This is a genomic window from Pseudomonas sp. LBUM1674 (assembly GCF_059695635.1).
Map to the genome: position 1 here is coordinate 5,505,226 of NZ_CP166779.1, position 17,745 is coordinate 5,522,970.

21 protein-coding genes and 1 tRNA gene are annotated in these 17,745 nt (G+C 58.6%); 12 read left to right on the forward strand and 10 right to left on the reverse strand.

Annotated features, from left to right (window positions below; all coding sequences use genetic code 11):
• Positions 1 to 166 precede the first annotated feature (166 nt).
• The 8 genes from ACA067_RS25240 to ACA067_RS25275 all read left to right on the forward strand — a co-directional run bounded on the left by ACA067_RS25240 (position 167) and on the right by ACA067_RS25275 (position 6,032).
• Entirely contained in the window at positions 167 to 1,654 is a 1,488-nt protein-coding gene (locus ACA067_RS25240) for a sensor domain-containing diguanylate cyclase (RefSeq protein WP_497458997.1), read from the forward strand.
• Between the two features lie 6 nt (positions 1,655 to 1,660).
• Entirely contained in the window at positions 1,661 to 1,855 is a 195-nt protein-coding gene (locus ACA067_RS25245; protein WP_497458998.1) for a cysteine-rich CWC family protein, read from the forward strand.
• A 59-nt stretch (positions 1,856 to 1,914) separates the two neighbouring features.
• Positions 1,915 to 2,607 carry a pseudouridine synthase gene (locus ACA067_RS25250; protein WP_497458999.1) on the forward strand — a complete coding sequence of 231 codons (693 nt, stop codon included), beginning with the start codon at positions 1,915 to 1,917 and terminating at the stop codon, positions 2,605 to 2,607.
• Positions 2,608 to 2,919: 312 nt separating this feature from the next.
• Positions 2,920 to 3,804 (forward strand): alpha/beta fold hydrolase, encoded by an 885-nt coding sequence (locus tag ACA067_RS25255; RefSeq protein ID WP_497459000.1) that lies wholly within the window; start codon positions 2,920 to 2,922, stop codon positions 3,802 to 3,804.
• 182 nt (positions 3,805 to 3,986) lie between these two features.
• Positions 3,987 to 4,060, forward strand: a tRNA-Gly gene (locus ACA067_RS25260).
• An 802-nt stretch (positions 4,061 to 4,862) separates the two neighbouring features.
• Positions 4,863 to 5,165: a hypothetical protein gene (locus ACA067_RS25265; protein ID WP_497459001.1), complete on the forward strand. Its 303-nt coding sequence runs from the start codon at positions 4,863 to 4,865 to the stop codon at positions 5,163 to 5,165.
• Positions 5,166 to 5,405: 240 nt separating this feature from the next.
• Positions 5,406 to 5,588: a type II toxin-antitoxin system HicA family toxin gene (locus ACA067_RS25270; protein WP_497459002.1), complete on the forward strand. Its 183-nt coding sequence runs from the start codon at positions 5,406 to 5,408 to the stop codon at positions 5,586 to 5,588.
• A 36-nt stretch (positions 5,589 to 5,624) separates the two neighbouring features.
• Positions 5,625 to 6,032: a type II toxin-antitoxin system HicB family antitoxin gene (locus tag ACA067_RS25275; RefSeq protein ID WP_497459003.1), complete on the forward strand. Its 408-nt coding sequence runs from the start codon at positions 5,625 to 5,627 to the stop codon at positions 6,030 to 6,032.
• 106 nt (positions 6,033 to 6,138) lie between these two features.
• Here ACA067_RS25275 and tam read toward each other — a convergent pair whose 3' ends face one another.
• Positions 6,139 to 6,909 (reverse strand): trans-aconitate 2-methyltransferase, encoded by a 771-nt coding sequence (gene tam / locus ACA067_RS25280; protein ID WP_497459004.1) that lies wholly within the window; start codon positions 6,907 to 6,909, stop codon positions 6,139 to 6,141.
• Positions 6,910 to 7,318: 409 nt separating this feature from the next.
• Between tam and ACA067_RS25285 the strand changes: the two genes are divergently transcribed.
• Entirely contained in the window at positions 7,319 to 7,822 is a 504-nt protein-coding gene (locus ACA067_RS25285; RefSeq protein ID WP_008152993.1) for an inclusion body family protein, read from the forward strand.
• Positions 7,823 to 7,946: 124 nt separating this feature from the next.
• Positions 7,947 to 8,483, forward strand: a complete 537-nt coding sequence (locus tag ACA067_RS25290; protein ID WP_497462843.1) for an AidA/PixA family protein — start codon at positions 7,947 to 7,949, stop codon at positions 8,481 to 8,483.
• 55 nt (positions 8,484 to 8,538) lie between these two features.
• On the opposite strand, the gene ACA067_RS25295 is transcribed toward ACA067_RS25290, so the two are convergent.
• Positions 8,539 to 8,685, reverse strand: coding sequence for a hypothetical protein (locus tag ACA067_RS25295; RefSeq protein WP_497453583.1), 147 nt, complete (start codon positions 8,683 to 8,685; stop codon positions 8,539 to 8,541).
• A gap of 191 nt (positions 8,686 to 8,876) precedes the next feature.
• Between ACA067_RS25295 and ACA067_RS25300 the strand changes: the two genes are divergently transcribed.
• Complete coding sequence (locus ACA067_RS25300) at positions 8,877 to 9,287, forward strand: low affinity iron permease family protein (protein WP_497459005.1); 411 nt, start codon at positions 8,877 to 8,879, stop codon at positions 9,285 to 9,287.
• Positions 9,288 to 9,344: 57 nt separating this feature from the next.
• Here ACA067_RS25300 and ACA067_RS25305 read toward each other — a convergent pair whose 3' ends face one another.
• From ACA067_RS25305 to ACA067_RS25325, 5 genes are all read right to left on the reverse strand, one after another.
• Positions 9,345 to 9,848 (reverse strand): DUF4142 domain-containing protein, encoded by a 504-nt coding sequence (locus tag ACA067_RS25305; RefSeq protein ID WP_497459006.1) that lies wholly within the window; start codon positions 9,846 to 9,848, stop codon positions 9,345 to 9,347.
• A gap of 74 nt (positions 9,849 to 9,922) precedes the next feature.
• Positions 9,923 to 10,081: a KGG domain-containing protein gene (locus tag ACA067_RS25310; protein ID WP_082930399.1), complete on the reverse strand. Its 159-nt coding sequence runs from the start codon at positions 10,079 to 10,081 to the stop codon at positions 9,923 to 9,925.
• A 115-nt stretch (positions 10,082 to 10,196) separates the two neighbouring features.
• Positions 10,197 to 11,546, reverse strand: a complete 1,350-nt coding sequence (locus ACA067_RS25315; RefSeq protein ID WP_497459007.1) for a sensor domain-containing protein — start codon at positions 11,544 to 11,546, stop codon at positions 10,197 to 10,199.
• Between the two features lie 84 nt (positions 11,547 to 11,630).
• Positions 11,631 to 12,269, reverse strand: coding sequence for a LysE family translocator (locus ACA067_RS25320; RefSeq protein ID WP_497459008.1), 639 nt, complete (start codon positions 12,267 to 12,269; stop codon positions 11,631 to 11,633).
• A gap of 96 nt (positions 12,270 to 12,365) precedes the next feature.
• Entirely contained in the window at positions 12,366 to 13,283 is a 918-nt protein-coding gene (locus tag ACA067_RS25325; RefSeq protein WP_497459009.1) for a LysR family transcriptional regulator, read from the reverse strand.
• Positions 13,284 to 13,360: 77 nt separating this feature from the next.
• On the opposite strand from ACA067_RS25325, the gene ACA067_RS25330 reads away from it, so the two are divergent.
• Positions 13,361 to 13,849 carry a DMT family transporter gene (locus ACA067_RS25330; protein ID WP_497459010.1) on the forward strand — a complete coding sequence of 163 codons (489 nt, stop codon included), beginning with the start codon at positions 13,361 to 13,363 and terminating at the stop codon, positions 13,847 to 13,849.
• A 78-nt stretch (positions 13,850 to 13,927) separates the two neighbouring features.
• Here ACA067_RS25330 and ACA067_RS25335 read toward each other — a convergent pair whose 3' ends face one another.
• From ACA067_RS25335 to ACA067_RS25345, 3 genes are all read right to left on the reverse strand, one after another.
• Positions 13,928 to 15,259: an MFS transporter gene (locus ACA067_RS25335; protein WP_497459011.1), complete on the reverse strand. Its 1,332-nt coding sequence runs from the start codon at positions 15,257 to 15,259 to the stop codon at positions 13,928 to 13,930.
• Between the two features lie 189 nt (positions 15,260 to 15,448).
• Entirely contained in the window at positions 15,449 to 16,375 is a 927-nt protein-coding gene (locus tag ACA067_RS25340; protein ID WP_497459012.1) for a hydroxymethylglutaryl-CoA lyase, read from the reverse strand.
• On the reverse strand, positions 16,372 to 17,565 hold the full coding sequence (locus tag ACA067_RS25345; protein ID WP_497459013.1) for a CaiB/BaiF CoA transferase family protein: 1,194 nt from the start codon (positions 17,563 to 17,565) through the stop codon (positions 16,372 to 16,374). The genes ACA067_RS25340 and ACA067_RS25345 overlap by 4 nt, the downstream gene beginning before the upstream one ends.
• Positions 17,566 to 17,745: the final 180 nt, after the last annotated feature.

Genomic DNA, 17,745 nt, shown 5'->3' on the forward strand with positions numbered 1-17,745 from the left:
CTCCTACAGGTCCTGCGATGTCCCTGTGGGAGCGGGCTTGCCCGCGAAGACGTCAGCCCAGGCGCCACCGTCCGTGATCCGTGCCGATTCACCCCACAAATCCCGCAGTTATTTCCCCGAACTGCAACTAGAATGCTTGCCATCGGATTACTGCAACGGAATCGCCATGCCGCTTCGCTCGCCGCTGTATTCGCAACGCTCATTGGTGCTCACGCTGATCGCGCTGCTGGGCGCCGGGTTCCTGGCCACGTCCTTCCTCAGCTACTACGCCTCGCGGGCGTCGATTCGCGACAGTATCGTCAATACCGAATTGCCGCTGACGTCAGACACGGTCTACTCGGAAATCCAGAAAGACCTGGTCAGACCGATCCTGATTTCCTCGATGATGTCCCGCGACACCTTCATGCGTGACTGGGTGGTCAACGGCGAAAACGACCCTGGGCAGATGACCCGTTACCTCGACGAAGTCATGACCCACTACGGCGCCTACACCGCGTTTTTCGTCTCCAACGGCACGCTGACCTACTACCACGCCAAAGGCGTGCTCAAGCAGGTCAAGGTCGATGAGCCCCGAGACGCCTGGTACTTCCGCGTACGCGACATGGCCGATCCCTATGAGATCAATCTCGACCCGGACCTGGCCAACAAGGACAACCTGACCTTCTTCATCAACTACAAGGTCTACGACTACAACAACCGTTTCATCGGCGCGGCGGGTGTCGGTCTGACGGTCGATGCGGTGATCAAGCTGATCGACAAATACCAGCAGCGCTATCAGCGCAGCGTGTATTTCGTCGACACCTTCGGGCGCCTGGTGCTCACCGGCGCCGAAGGGGGCCCGCAAGGTGCAAGGGTCGGACAGACCCTCGGCGAACTCGACAGCATGAAGAGCCTGGTCAGCCAACTGCCCAAACCCCACAGCGGCAGCTACGAATATTCTGTCCAGGGCCAGGGCCATTTCCTCAACGTGCGCTTCATTCCGGAGCTGAACTGGTACCTGTTCGTCGACAAGCGTGAAGATGGCGCCCTCAGTGAGATTCGCCGTTCGCTGTACCTCAACCTGCTGATCTGCCTGATCGTCACCCTGATCGTACTGGCCCTGCTCAACCGGGTGATCAAGCGCTATCAGGGCAAAATCCAGACTCAGGCAACCCTCGACAGCCTGACTGAACTGCCAAACCGTCGCGGCTTCGACCTGCTGGCCGCGCAAGCCATGCACGAAGCCCAGCGCGAACCCAGGCCGCTGACCGCGATGCTGCTGGACCTGGACCACTTCAAGGCGCTGAACGACACCTACGGTCACCTGGCCGGCGATCAGGTGCTGATTGGCTTCGCACGGGACCTGGAGAGTTGCCTGCGGCACTCCGACATCGTCTGCCGCTGGGGCGGTGAAGAATTCATCGTGCTGCTCAAGGACACCGACGGTGCCACCGGCAAGATGATCGCAGAGAAAATTCGCCGACATGTCGAAAAGCAGCGTTATGCCTACAACGATAAGCAATTGCAGCTGACGGTGAGCATCGGCCTGACTACCCTGCAAGCGGATGACACCTTGCACACGCTACTGTCGCGGGCCGATCAAGCGATGTATCGTGCCAAGCATTCCGGGCGCAACCGCACCTGCGTGGAAATGCCTCACTCCAGTTATGCATAGGCCTACATGAACAAGCCAGATTTCTGCCCAGCCTGCGGCGCCTCCAACGACTGCACCCTCGCCGACCCTCGAACCGCCGATCGGGCCTGCTGGTGCTACGGCGTCAGCATCGACCCGGCGGTGCTCGAAGCGCTGTCGCCGGAACTGCGCGACAAATCCTGCCTGTGCCCCCGCTGCGCCCAGGTCGAGGCGCAGTTGTAAGCAACCGCGCGGCCAATCACGTAAGATGCGCGACCCATTTCCCCCACCGATCTCCTGTCATGCGCGTTGACCGTTTCCTCAGCAACCTGCCCCGCTTCAACCGTCAGCAGGTGCGTCTGTTGCTGGTGGAAAAGCGCGTCAGGATCGACGGCAAAATCGTCAGCGATACGCACGCCGAGGTCTCGGCGTTCAGCCGCGTCGAGGTCGATGAGCAAGTACTGCAAGTCGGCAAGCCCGCACGCTACTTCATGCTGCACAAGCCAGCCGGCTGCGTCAGCGCCACCCGCGACCCGGAACACCCGACCGTACTCGACCTGATCCATGAACCGGACAAAGACGAGCTGCACATCGCCGGGCGCCTGGATTACAACACCACCGGCCTGATGCTGATCACCAACGACGGCAGCTGGTCACGACGCCTGACCCAACCGCAGACCAAACTGCCCAAGGTCTATTACGTCGAGACTGAACAGGACATCGGTCCCGACTACGCGATCACATTCACCGAAGGCCTGTACTTCGCGTTCGAAGACCTCATCACCCAACCCGCCAATCTGGTGGTGCTCGGGCCGAAATCCGCACGTCTGAGCATTGTCGAAGGCCGGTATCACCAGGTGAAGCGGATGTTCGGCCACTTCGACAACAAAGTGGTGCGCCTGCACCGCGAACGCATGGGCCCGCTGGCGCTCGACAATGCGCTAAAACCGGGCGAGTACCGTGCGTTGCGCACCGAAGAGATCCATTTGATCTAAGCGCACGACCGCTCAGCAGAAGTTGTCGAACAATTCGCGAAAGATACTTGCGCGAAGACGTGACCCCTGCTTGAATCAGGACGTCGGCCGAAATGTGACCGACGGGTCACAACATACTTCTAAGAAACTTTTTGCCGCTAGAGAACCCTCAGGTTCCGCTGTCCCCCGGCAGACTGCCCGCCAATAACAATACCCGTCGACCGGACTGTATTGGATCGACATGGGCTCCAAATTTCCAGGCGCATGCCTACCTGTCACAAAGCTCGTGCAATCTCATTTGCGCTCATACCCGCTTGCTTGGAGTCTTATGACATGAGGCCAGAAATCGCTGTGCTGGATATACAGGGTCAGTATCGGGTTTACACGGAGTTCTATCGCGCAGACGCCGCAGAGAAGACCATTATCCTGGTCAACGGCTCGATGGCCACGACTGCGTCGTTCGCACAAACCGTGAAAAACCTTCACCCGCAATTCAACGTGGTCTGCTACGACCAGCCCTACGCGGGCAAGTCAAAAGCCCACAACCTGCATGAGAAATTGCTGACCAAGGAAATCGAAGGGCAGATCCTCCTGGAGCTGATCGATCACTTCGCCGCCGAACACGTGCTGTCGTTTTCCTGGGGTGGCGCCGCGACCCTGGTCGCCCTGGCCCAACAGCCACGGCGCATCGAAAAAGCCGTGATCAGCTCGTTCTCGCCGGAGATCAACTCGCACATGCTCGACTACCTCGAGCGCGGGATCGATTACCTCGGCAGCCGGGACGGCGACCGGGTCGGCAACCTGGTGAACAGCACCATCGGCAAACACCTGCCGACCCTGTTCAAGCGCTTCAACTATCGGCACGTCAGCTCCCTGGCCGAGCATGAATACGGGCAGATGCACTTCCACATCAGCGACTTGCTGCACAGCGATCGCCAGTGCTTTTTCAAGGCTGCGCAGAAAATCAACGTACCGGTGCTGTTCATGAACGGCGAATGGGACGAATACACCGCCGCCGAGGGCGCCCGGTTATTCGCCAACCACGTGCAACACGCCACCTTCAGCACCCTGCAGGCCACCGGCCACTTTCTCGACATGGAACACAAAGCCGCTTGCCGAGACAGCCGCAACGCACTGCTGGGCTTCCTGAAACCGGCGCCACAGGCAAGCCGACCGCGGTACCATTACGTCCAGGACCAACATGCACTGGCCATCTGAAACAGCGTCATCGCGAGCAAGCTTCGCCCTACACCGTTAAATGCATTCCTGTAGGCGCGAGGCTTGCCCGCGAACGACCGTCACGCGGTCCCTGTTTTTGATTTATCCGGCGCTAAATGCAACGCGCACAAAGAAAAACTTCAAATCCATGCGCACATCTGGTACAAAGTCAGCCGCTCTGAGCGGGTGTCGTATAATGGCATTACTCCAGCTTCCCAAGCTGATAACGAGGGTTCGATTCCCTTCACCCGCTCCAATCGAATTTCAGTCTCACGTCGTTTTTTGACGGGGGATGCAGGTAAAGAAAAAACCGGCCTTGATGGCCGGTTTTTTTTGTGTCTGGAATTTGGTGAGTCGGGCTCATTTTTTATGAATGAATCGTCCCCATTTTCGCCCGTCCCCTCATCCATTTTTCGCTGGTCGTTGAGCTGGTGCTCCGAGGGAGATAAGCGCCTACCCTGAATTCTGTTAACGTTTTTTTCGCAAATAGCGGATTTAGTATCAAATTTTATCCAGCATTAACATTTTCACAGCAACGAAAATTATCGTTTTTTCGCATAAGATCGGTCTTCTGTTAGCGTTTTTCTTGCCTCAGTAAAGGATGTCGTTGCGCGACGTATGGATGCGGAACCGTCTTGACGTCATCAAGCAATGGTTAATGCGACAAAACACCAACAAATAGGACAGATGACCGTTAGTGTCATCTGTTCTTTTTTGCCTCAGTCGCAATGTTAAACAACCGCGAAAACGGCAGCAGCACCAAGCCATCGCCCTACACCGGATAAACCCGGCTGCTGTGCCGTGCCGCCTCTGGTAACAAGTTCCTTTTGTGAGCGGTGCAGCAGTTTTGACATAATTTGATTCATAGAAATAAAAGGCCCTCTAACCAGGACTTTTCGGCGCATTTTTTTGGGAGTTGGTGGGTGTCAAAAAGGACTACGGCAGTAAGCGAAAAAATTGAATTTGCGGTGGATGGCGTCTATTGCATATCCCTGAGGGATCGCTCGGATCGACGGGAGTTATTCCGGCAATCAGTGCAAAGCTTGATTAAAAACCCCGTGACCTTTCACGTCGTGGAAAAGAATCCTGACCCTGTGCGTGGCTGCTATGAATCGCACCAGGAGCTGGCAAGGCTTGCCCTCGAGCGCGGACTGGCCAGGGTGTTGATCTTTGAAGACGACGTAGCACCGTATGAGTTGAAGGCTGCACCTATCCGCTGGATCAACAAGTTCATGCTTACCCGCCGGTTCCAGGCGCTGCATTTGGGCTACAGCATGGGCCGAACCTGGCTGACCTGGTTCCCGTTCATCGCCCGGGGACGCGTTGTGGCACTACACGCTTACATCCTCTCGTTGGAATGAGAACAGGGTTTTGACGGGGGATGCGGGGAAACAAAACCGGTCCATTGTGGCCGGTTTTTTTGTGGATGGTAAAAACCTGAAATACACAAATGTCCTCTTTGGCATTCCTTGCCTTCTCAGCGCTTCAAGCCCTCCTAGACTACCTTCAAGCGAATGCGAGCCTAGTTTTGGTGGTTATAGTGTTGATAACAATTTTTCAGTAGGTATAGTAACCACCTAAGCACACCACAGGGAGGTGTTGTGAATAGCCGATTTTTGATAAGCCAAATCATGGCGGACGGTTGGTATCTGGTGCGGATCAAGGGTAGTCATCATCATTTCAAGCACCCTACCAAGCCTGGCCTTGTGACCGTTCCACACCCTAAAAAAGATCTGCTCAAAAAAACAGCTATCAGTATTTTGCAACAGGCACTGCTCAGATAGGCCTGTTGCGCACTGTCCGCGGAGGATTAAACGAACATGCTTTACCCTATTGCGATATCGATGGGCGACGACGAACACGCCTGGGGCGTAGAAGTACCGGATATTCCCGGCTGTTTCTCGGCCGGTGAAGATTTGGACGACGCCATGGCCATGACCCGCGAAGCCATTGAAGGTCACTTCGAGATCCTGGCCGAGGATGGCGCGCCGATTCCATCAGCCAACAAAGTCACTCTGCATGCGGCCAATCCTAAATTCGCCGGATGTACGTGGGCATTGGTGGATATAGATGTCACCAAATACCTGGGCAAAGCCCAGAAGCTCAACATTACCCTGCCCGGCTATCTACTGACCCGGATTGACGAGTATGTGTTGCATCATCCGGAAGAGAAAAGCCGCTCCGGATTTCTGGCCTCGGCTGCACTCAAGGTGTTGCAGCAGGGCTGAGAACGGGAACGGCCGATGATGATGCTGGTTAAGGTTCAGCGCTGAATAGATACCCGTGCTGGCAAATTAGACAGATGACGTTCAGCGTCACCTGTACTTTTTTGCATCAACGGGTCGCGACGATAAACAACCGCGGGAACGGCAGCAGCACCGAGCCATCGTCCAACGGCGGATAAGCCCGCTCGATGGCTGCCTGATATTGCTTGAGGAACTGCGCCCGCTCCGCTTCATCCAGCGGATCGAGAAACGGCCGCAAACCGCTGCCCTTGAACCACTCGACCACACCAGCAGCGCCGCCCGCGAGCGGGTGATGGTAAGTCGTGCGCCACACATCGACACGGGAACAGTGAGGTCGCAGCATCGAGTAGTAACCGCTGGCACTTTCCATTTCCGTCCGCTGCCCGGCGACGCCCGCCAGCTTGCCAACCCACGGTCCATCGGCTGCGACTTCGCGCATCAAGCGGTGGGAGGGTTCGTTGAGGTTATCGGGCATCTGGATCGCCAGGCTGCCACCGGGCGCCAGCTTGCTCACCAGTGCGGGCAACAAGGTCCCGTGGTCAGGCAGCCATTGCAGCACCGCGTTGGCGAAGATCACGTCGAATGGGCCGCTGTCGTTCCAGGTATCAATGTCAGCGGTATCGAATTGCACCTGCGGCAAGCGCTTGCGGGCGGCGTCGATCATGTCGGTCGAGCTGTCCAGCCCGCGCACCGTGGCGTTGGCAAAGCGCTCCACCAGCAATTCGGTCGAATTTCCGGGGCCGCAACCGATGTCGATAGCCGAGCGCACATCCGTCCCGGGAATGGCAGCCAGCAGGTCACGGGCCGGGCGGGTGCGTTCATCTTCAAAAGCGACGTATTGTCTGGCGGACCAACTCATTGCGTTCTCCTGTCGGTGCGTTCTGCAAAGAGGGTCAATAAGATACAGCGCCCCTGTCGATCTGACCTCCCCTGAAGATGTATGGGTCGATTACTGAGTGAGGTCCGCGCCGGGCCATTCAGTTCTCAATGAGCATTTTCTTATCGCAAAATTCTGGAAGTCATAACCGAAAGCACCGTTCGTCTAACTGAAGGTAAAGCGATTTTGACAGTACGACAATCGCATCTATAGTCCAATCGCGGCCGTTGGAAGGAACCCAACCCGTCACTGCAAGGCAAGGAGCAAGGCCAGCTTGTACCCCGTGATCGGGTGGGTTCCAAAGTCATGTGTTCACAACGGCCGCGAGGCAAGCAAGCGTTGTCGAGCCTGGAAAGATGCCAGGCATTCACTATGAACAAGGAGCTTTACCATGTCTCGAGTCACGGATGTACTTGTTTCCATCGACACTGAAACCATCCTGAAAAACTACCCGAACATCAGTAAGAATCCCGCCGCCCCGACGCTGATCGACGTCAACCATGTGTACATGGTGACCAATCAGAACAACGTGGTCAGTGGGCAGGCCGGTGGCGAACTCAACTTGAAGGCGCAGGTAGGCGACTTGATTCGCTGGCGTGAAACCAGCCTGTCGCAGAGCTTCGAGACGGCAGTGATTTTCTACAAGTTCGTGGGCAACGTCGGCAACGAGTTGATCTCCACACCCACGCCGCGCAAGGCTACGGCCTGCGTCGCCGTTCCCAACACCAGCAATCCTTCGGTGCCGAGCTGCCAGAAAGTCGATAACCATTACTGGTCTTCGGAAACACTATCCTGCGGTAGCGTGACCTACCACTTCCACTTCCTGATCGTAGATCGCGACTGCAAGATCGTTGGCTGCTGTTCGTGGGACCCGTTCATTACCATCCGCAACTGACGATGGACTGGCCCCTTGGCAACAAGGGGCCAGCACCGTCCGTCGCCGCCTCGACAGGAACGGGATGTCTTGCATGAATCGAAGCGGCTGCCGTCATCTGTCACCATCATGAAAGGAATCCATGATGACTTCCGAACCGAGATCCCCTTCATCCAGTACCGCGACTGCCAACAATGTATTACTGATCGTCGACGCCGAATCGCTGCTTGCACGTTATCCGCAACCCAGCATGGAGTCGCAAAGCCCGACTGTCATTGAACAAGGCCTGGTCTTTTTTATCAGTAGCGACTCAACATCAAAAAATACTGAAAATGACAGCCTTGTAACATTTGGCACCAGCAACGGAAAGAGTTTCCACATCCGCAGCAGGACCGTCAGCTTGCTGGCCGAACACAGCGTGGTGTTCTACGACATGGCGGTGGGTGAAGCCAAGGTCCTGTCTACGCCAGAGCTGGTCGTTCACGGCAGCCTGACAGTGCCCTCACCCGACCCCGCCAACCCGACCCAACCAGGCAGCCATCAGGCCGACGATCACTATTGGCAGTGCTCACAATTGGCAACTGGGGTTGAGGCGTGCGAATTGAATTTCATGCTGGTCGATAAAAATTGCGAAGTCCTGGGGTATTTCCGCTGGGCGGTTGAAGTGAAGCTGACGGACTGAATAATTTCCCGATAAAAACCGGCCTGACGGGCCGGTTTTGCGGTTTGCACATCAACTATTTATCCGGCGCGTCCTTCTCCTGCATCTGCACCGAAGACTTGGTGCCATCCGTATTGTCCTTCGTCTCGTTGTCCGAATTGTCGAAGCAGCCTTGCAAGGCGAGCAGGCAGCAGGAAAGGCACAGCGTACGGGCGAGGTTCATGGGGTTCTCCGGCGACAAAGGGCTTGATGTAGTGACCCAACCTTATCGAGAAGGTTGCTATTGATCGCATCTGACGCGATGAGCGTGAATGCTTATCGAACAGCCGATCTGGACCAATAGAAATGTAAGCAGAATTTTCATCATGCCGGCGCTGTCACAAAATCAGGCGCATCCCTATAAGGAACACGGCAATGAAATTCGCAAAAATTTCGCAGAAACTCGCTCTGAGGGCCGGTAGTCCCAAGACCTTCATGGGCGCGTTGATTCTGATTGCCCTGTGGGGCCTGAGTGGGCCGATTTTCGATTACAACGACACTTGGCAACTGATCATCAACACCTCCACCACCATCATCACGTTCCTCATGGTGTTTTTGATCCAGAACACGCAGAACCGCGATACCGACATTCTGCACCTGAAGATCGATGAATTGCTGCGGGTCAACAAGGAGGCGCGCAACGCGATGCTGGGGCTCGAATTGCTGGATCTCAAGCAATTGGAAGCCTTGCGTAAACATTATCGCGCCATGGGCGAAAATGAAGTGTTCGAACTCGAAGGCCTCGTCTCCAAGGGCAAGCACAAGCAGAAGTGGAACGAGTGCTGAGCAAAAAAAAACGGCGCCCGACCTGAGTCACGCGCCGTTTGCGTTTAACGCTGCCCCCTAGCGACTGGCTTGCAGCGCCCTGGCCATCTGCAGGTGGTTTTGCAGTTTGGGCAGGGTTTCTTCAGCGAAGGCTTTGATTTCCGGCACGTCGGTCGTCTGCGCGGCCTGCTGCAGCTGCTCGATGGCTTCCTGGGTGGTTTTCACCTGACTGGCCGCGTAGGCCTGGTCGAAGCTTGCGTCCGCTTTCACTTCCGGCATCAGGGCCTTGGCCTTGTCGACCACTTCTTCGCGCGGGGCCACTGGCAAATCCAGTTGCTTGGCAATTTTCGCCAGATGCTGGTTGGCGGTGGTGCGGTCGTTGATGACGACGATGGTGTAATCCTTGACCTCTTTGGACTCGGACAATTGGTGCGCCAGGCGACTGGCTTCGATGTCTGCCATGCCTTTGGCCGAGGCATCATTGATGAATTCGGCAGGGGACTGGGCAAAGGCACTGCTGGCACACAGGCCCAGTAACGTGGCAAAACTGGCATTGCGTAATCGGGTGGCCATCCGGCTCATGGTCGCGCCCTCCTTCTCGAAAAATTCAAGCGGGAGCTTTCGCCCCCGCCTCTCAATCAAAACTACCTCAGCGACTATTTCGATTTCTGACCGCCTTTGCGGCCCATATCGGGTTTCGCAGGGTCTTTTTCGACAGTCGTAGTGGTAGTTTTCCCACCTTTGCGACCGGCTTCAGACGCCTTCGTTCGATCGTTGGCGAAGTTTCCCGAGTTCGAGTTTCTTGAGTTAGGCATGATTCTCTACCTCTTTTGATGAGAGCAGCGAGCATAAGCCCGCATAGAATCAGAATTTCGAACACCGCAAAGGTTTAGAAAACATGGGATCGCTGCGACGAACGGTGGTGGGTTTTCAGGCATCGGGTGGCAGGTGCTGCTGGCGTTTGGCGCTGTACATCGCTTCGTCGGCATGCCTGAACAACTGACTTTCTTCGGTGCCATGCTCGGGGTAATGCGCAACGCCGATGCTCGGCTGGATGTTCACGCTGTGGCCGTCCAGGCGCAAAGGCTGGCCCAGGACCTGACGGATTTTTCCTGCCACGCTGTCGGCGTCTTGCGCAGCGTGGATGCTGTGCAGCAACACGACAAACTCATCACCGCCGATGCGCGCCACCGTGTCAGTTTCGCGCACGCAGTGCTTGAGCCGATTGGCGACCGCTTGCAGCAACATATCGCCTACCGCGTGGCCGTGGGTGTCGTTGACCTCCTTGAAGTGGTCGAGATCGATGTACAGCAATGCCATCAGGCCGCAGTCTGCCCGGGCCAGGGTCAATGAAGCTTTGAGTCGCTCACGGAGCAACTCGCGATTGGGCAACTGGGTGAGTTGATCGTACTGGGCCATGCGCTGCAGCCTGGCATGCAATTGCTTGCGTTCAATAGCCGTCGCGACCTGGGCGCACACGTACTGCAACAATTCCTTGTCCCGCTCCGTGTAGCGCTCACCACCGGGCACGCTTTTGACGATCAGCGCACCGATGGTGCCGTTTTGTGAACTCAACGGCACGCCCAACCAGCAGGGCGAGTGCTGGTTCGCGACCAGCGCCTCATACCCTTCAGGCAAATTGTCCAGTTCCGGGGTCAGCAGGATCGGCTGGCCGCTGCGAATGACCTCGGCGCACAGACGCCCGGTGATGGTTCCGGGCCGTTCGGGTTGCAGTTCATGGTCGTCGACGTGATAAGGAAAATTCAGCTGCCCGCAATGTTCGTCATACAAAGCGACGGAGAAATTCAGCGCCGGCAGCCATTCACCGATGAGCAAATGGATGCGCTGGAACAGCGCCAGCAAATCTTCCGTGGCGTGGGCGGCTTCGGAAATCGCGTACAGCGCCGCTTGCCGGGCCTCGGCCTCTTTGCGCTCGGTAATGTCGCGGGCCACGGCGATGCGCAGTTGGTCGACTTCCGACCAGCGGGCCGACCAGAGGATGTGCACCACCCGGCCATCCTTGCGCAGGTAGCGATTCTCAAAGTTGAGCTTGGGCTCGCCCCCCATGATTTCCCGAGCGGCGTCGAGGGTGCGCTGCCGATCGGCGGGATGCACCAGATCGATCATCGGCTGGCCGATCAACTCGTCGGGGGTGTAGCCGAAAATGCGCTCGCAGGCTGCGCTGACAAATACGAAGCAACCTTGTTTATCGACCGCACAGACAGCGTCCAGCAAGAGATCGAGGTAGCTCGCCTGGGGCGCGGAATTTCTGGTTGCCATGGTGCGTTGGGCGCTTCCCGACAATGCAGCAATAAAAAACCATCCCGACCGATCAGTGCCACTGACGCGTCCGTGCCATCAGCCTCACGCCTTGTTCGGCACCAGCCCTGGCAATGCATGCACCAGGGCGTTGATGGCGAAACCGATGAACATCACCCCGCACAGCCGGGTGATCGCCAGTTCATGCCGTTGATACAGGCTGCGCACCCGCCGTGCACCGACGATGCCAATGAGGATAGCGTAGGCCATGAGGCCACCGACGAAGCTCAGGACAATCAACCACGGCAACATTGACCACTGCAGCAGCTCTGCGCGACTGGAAAGCAGCGCGGTGAAGGTTGCGACCGCCACCGGATAAGCCTTCGGATTGGTCAGGCCAAACAGAATGCCGTGCCAGAACGGCTGCCGCGCCGGGCCTTGAGGCGCTTCGACACTGCTGCGACGCGCGCGAACCGCGCGCAGACCGAGCCAGAACAGATAGAGCCCACTGATCACGCCCAGCACATTGAAGGCTGTACTGCCAATTTCCCGCGCCCCGACAATCGCGATCAACGCGGTGCTGCACCAGACCACATCCCCCAGCAAATGCCCGCAGAGAAACCCGGCCCCAGCCCGCCGGCCATGCGCCGCACCGATGCCAAACACCGCCAGCACCCCCGGCCCCGGCGTGATGCCGTAGATAAAGCCCGAGGCGAGAACGGCCATGAGTAGCGAGGGGGTCATTGGAAGTCCTTGTTGAGCCTGTGTGAATGCACGCAAGTCTATCGCAGGTCCCCGAAGATCGACTGGCTGATTGTCGAAGAACTTCATCCGTTGACATCACGCCGCAGCAACGCCACTCAAGTGTTCAATCCGCCCCTTCAACCAATTCAACGCCTGATCCCCACCCCGCCGTTTATGCCATACCAGCACAAAGGTGAACGACGGAATATCAAACGGCGGCGGAACAACGATCAACGTCCGCTCATCGGTATCGCGTAAACCTCGGGAAGCGACAGTAAGAATCAGGTCGGTACCGCTGATGAATGTCGGGGCGACGCTCCAGTGTGGCAGGCTGATTGCCACTCTGCGGCGTTCGCGCAGGGCTGTCAGGGCCCGCTCGATTTCCGGGGTGCCGCTGCCGCGCATTTCCAGCAGAACGTGCGGACGGGCGAGGTAGGTTGGCAGGTCGAGGGCTCCATTCGCTGGCAGGCTGTTACGGTCTATAAGGCAGGCGTAGTGCTCGTCGAACAAAGGTGTACTGCGCAACTCGTTCGGCATCTCCGGAAACACCCCCGCCGCCAGGTCGATGTCGCCGTTGAGCACCGCGTCGAGCATGCCTTCGCGACTGGCGTGGCTGATTTGCAGATCGATGCCCGGTGCTTCCCGGCGCAACGTGCGGATCAATCCGGGCAGGACGATGGCGGCGCCGTAGTCGGACATGGCCAGGCGAAACCTGCGCTTGGCGGTGGCCGGGTCGAAGATGTTCGGCGCCAGCAACGATTGCACCTGGGTCAGGGCTTCGGCCAATGGCGCCATCAATTCGAGCGCGCGTGGGGTTGGCACGAGGCTGGCGCCCGTTCGCACCAGCAAAGGATCGCCCAGCAGATCGCGCAACCGTGCCAGGGCATGACTGACCGCAGGCTGACTCAAGTGCAGGCGCTTGGCCGCGCGGGTCACCTGTTGCTCGCTGAGCAAAGCGTCGAGGATCACCAGCAAATTCAGGTCGACGCGCCTTAGATCATTCATCTGATGCATGTTCTGGATAGCAATTTGGAATTTCAATCTGCGCGACGAATACCCTAGAGTCCAGCAAAACCTGTCGGAGAATGATCATGAGTACGTTGCAGTGGGCTGGCCTGTTGCTGCTGGCCATTATTGCCGGGGCGGTAGTGCCGTTTCAGAGCGCGATCAACGCCAATCTCACGCGGGGACTGGGTCATCCGTTGTGGGCGACGTTGGCGTCGTTACTGGTGAGTATTGTGGTGTTGCTGCCGATCATGCTGGCGATGCGCTTGCCGCTGCCGTCACTGGATTTCATCGCCAGGGCACCGCTGTGGATGTGGGCTGGCGGGGCGTTTGGGGTGTGTTTCATTTCGTTGGCGCTGATGCTGCTGCCCAAGCTTGGGGCGTCTGGGTTTATTGCTCTGGCGTTGGCGGGGCAAGTCGTGGCCTCGCTGGTGCTGGATCACTTCGGGTGGTTTGGATTGGTTGAGCGGCAAATGACCTTACCGCGGGTGTTTGGGGCGGTTTTGTTGGTAGCAGGCGTGGCGTTGATTCAGTTCAGCACTTCGCCGGCCAAAGCGATCATTGCAACCTCTTGACGATCAAAAGATCGCAGGCTGCGCCAGCTCCTACGGGGATGCGTGGTCCCTGCAGGCGCTGGGGTAGCCGGCGATCCTTTAAAACTTGTCGAGCGTGCGCAGCTTCTGCGGCAACCCCCACAACAGCAGCGCAACGGCGATCAGCGCGCAGACGCCGATGACGTACAGGGCCGGGGTGGTGCTGCCGGTCAGGTCTTTGATGCGCCCTACCATGACCGGGCTGACGATGCCGCCAAACTGACCGAGGGTATTGATCACCGCGATCCCGCCCGCAGCGCCGGCGCCGGCGCCGGCCAGCAGTTTCGGCGGCAGGGTCCAGAAGCTCGGGATGGAGGCGATGATCCCGGCACCGAGCAAGCCCAGCGCGACAATCAGGAAGGTCGTATGGTTGGCAAAGATCCCCGCACAGAAGAACCCTGCCGCGCCCACCGCGACCAGTCCGGCGACGAACTTGCGTCGCTCGCCCGTCGAGTCGGACAACCGCCCGATCACCACCATGCTGATGGCGCCACAGATGTAAGGGATGGCGGTCAGCAACCCGATCATCACCGGGCTCTCGGTGCCAGCACTGCGGATCAGTTGCGGTGCCCAGAAATTCAAGCCGTAGGACGCCACCTGAATCAGGAAGTAGATCAGCCCCAGCGTCAGGAAACCCGGGATCCGCAGTGCGGCGAGTAACGAGCCGCCGGTCTTGTGCGGCTCATGGTGCGCGATGCGGCTGGCCAGCAGGGTCTTCTCCGACGGTGTCAGCCAATGGGCATCTTCGATGCGGTCCTTGAGCAGCGTCAGCACCAGCAAACCGAGGCCGATGCAAGGCACGCCACCGAGCAGAAACAGCCAGTGCCAGCCGCGCATATCCATAAAGCCGTCGAGGTGTTGCAGCACCAGCCCGGAGAACGGTGCACCCACCAGGCCGGCAAATGCCGACGACAGAAACAGCATCGAGGTGATACGCCCACGATAGTGCTGCGGGAACCAGAGCGTCAGGTAATACAGCACGCCTGGCGCAAACCCGGCCTCCATCGCGCCGATCACAAAGCGCAGTGCATAGAACTGCCATTCGCTGTTGACGAAGACCATGGCCGCGGTGGCCAGGCCCCAGGACATCATGATCCGCGCGATCCAGCGTCGTGCGCCGACCTTGTAGAGCATCATGTTGCTTGGCACTTCGAAGATCACATACCCCACCACGAACAAACCGGCGCCAAGGCCGTAGGCGGTGTCGCTCAGGCTCAGGTCGGTCTGTAGCTGGAACTTGGCGAAGCTGATGTTGATGCGATCGAAAAACGCGAACAGGTAGCAGACCATGATCAGCGGCATCAGGCGCCAGGCGACTTTGCTGACCAGGGCTTTTTCTTCGTCGTGGCTAACGGACGGGCTCGCGCCCGCATCCAGTACATTAAGGCTCATGGTGGTTCTCCAGGCGGACTTCCCGTGGGTGTCCGATTGTTTTTGTTGTCTGGTTGAGATCTGCTTTTTGTAGGAGCTGCGGTGCGGCGATCCGACTTGCCAGCGAAGGGGCCAGCACATTCAATATCGATGGCGACTGACCTACCGCTTCGCCGGCAAGCCGGCTCCTACAGGGGGTTCGTGCAGGGGTCAGGAGGGAGTTGTGTGCAGGTCGCAATTGCGTCCGGCCTTGGCCAGCTGACCGGGCACTTCATGGCCCAGCAGCGCTGGCAATCCTCGGGACAACTTCAGCAATAGCGGCAGATCAATGCCGGTATGAATGCCGATTTCATCGCACAGGTTGACCAGGTCTTCGGTGCAGATATTGCCCGAGGCTCCCGGTGCAAACGGGCAACCACCGAGACCACCCAGTGCCGCATCGAAGCGTCGGGCACCGGCCTCATAGGCGGCCAGCACGTTGCACAGGCCAAGGCCGCGGGTGTTGTGGAAATGCAGGGTCAGATCCGCTGGCGAAACCCGTTGCAATACCCGTCGCACCAGCCGATCGACCTGCCGCGGATTGGCCATGCCGGTGGTGTCGGCCAGGGTAATGCCCTGGATGCCGAGTTCCTGATAAGCCTCGACGATCTGCAGTACGCGGGCCTCATCGATCTTGCCTTCGAACGGGCAGCCGAAGGTGGTGGCGATGCTGCCATTGAGCCGCACCTTCGTGCCGCCCACGTATTGCACGATCTCGCCGAACGCCGCCAATGAGGCTTCGCAACGCATGCGCATGTTCGCCAGGTTATGAGTCTGGCTGGCGGACATCACCAGGTTCAGCTCATCGGCCCCTGTCGCCAGCGCCCGTTGCGCGCCTTTGAGGTTGGGGATCAACGCGACGTAGATCACCCCCGGTTGCCGGGCGATACCCTTGAACACCAGCTCACCATCGCGCAGCGCCGGAATCGCCTTGGGCGAGACGAACGAACCCGCCTCGATGCGGCTGAAACCGGCCCGTGACAGCTGATCGATCAGCGCAATCTTGTCGACGGTTTCAACCCAGGTCGGCTCGATTTGCAAGCCGTCGCGTGGGGAGACTTCCTGAACGATCAGGGCCTCGGAAAAATCAGTGATCATTGCACCACCCCTTCAGTTTTCAGGCGCTCGATATCCGATGCCGTCAGGCCCAGGCCGGCGAGAATGCCGTCGGTGTGCTGTCCCAGACTCGGTCCGGACCAGTTCACGCCGCCGGGGGTTTCCGACATTTTCGGCACGATTCCCGGCATCTTCACCCGGGTACCGCCAGGCAGCTCGGCACTGAGCAGCATGTCCCGCGCCTGGTAATGCGGATCGGCGACGATGTCGGCCACCGAGTAGATGCGCCCGGCCGGAACCTCTGTGGCTTCCAGGGCCGACAGGACTTCGTCGATCGGCAGACTGCTGGTCCAGTGGGTGATGGCGGCATCGAGCAGGTTGCTTTTGGCGGCACGACCGTCGTTATGGGCGAACTCCGGCGCTTCGGCCAGGTCATTGCGACCGATGACATGCATCAGGCGCTTGTAGATCGGGTCGCTGTTGCCGGCGATCACCACGTAGGCGCCATCGGCCGTCAGGTAAGTGTTGGAGGGCGCGATGCCCGGCAAAGCCCCGCCGCTGCGCTCACGCACATGACCGAGCATGTCGTATTCCGGCACCAGGCTTTCCATGACGTTGAACACGCTTTCGGCCAGCGACACATCAACCACTTGTCCGCCGCCCTGCCCGGTCTTGACCCGCAGCAGCGACATCAAGGCACCGATCACCGCGTGCAGCGATGCCAGGGAATCGCCGAGACTGACACCGACCCGGGCCGGTGGTGAACCGGGGGTGCCGGTGGTGTAGCGAATCCCGCCCATGGCCTCGCCGATCGCACCGAACCCCGGGCGATCGCGGTACGGGCCGGTCTGGCCGTAACCGGAAATCCGCACCAGGGTCAGGTTGGGATTGAGGGCATGCAATACATCCCAGCCCAGGCCGAGTTTTTCCAGGGCGCCGGGACGCAGGTTTTCGATCAGCACGTCGGCACTGGTCGCCAGTTGCTTGACCAGTTCGATGCCTTCGGCGGATTTCAGGTTCAGCGCCAGCGACTTCTTGTTGCGCGATTGCAGGTACCACCACAGCGAGGTGCCTTCGTGCAGCTTGCGCCATTTGCGCAGGGGATCGCCCTGGCCCATGGCTTCGATCTTGATCACCTCGGCGCCGAACTCGGCGAGCATGCGGGCGGCGAACGGCGCGGCGATCAGCGTGCCGATCTCGATCACCTTGATTGCACTTAAGGGGGCAGTCATCGCGGGGTACCTCTTGTTGTTCTTGGAATATGAGCCAAGGCTAGAGGACCTAGGGGTGATGAATCCAACCCTCAATGGGCAACGGGCGTTCGCGAAACGCGAATGGTCGGTAGAAGAATCGCCGTGTCCTTAAGTCCGCCATCGCGGGCAAGCCCGCTCCCACAGTGATCTGCGGCGTTC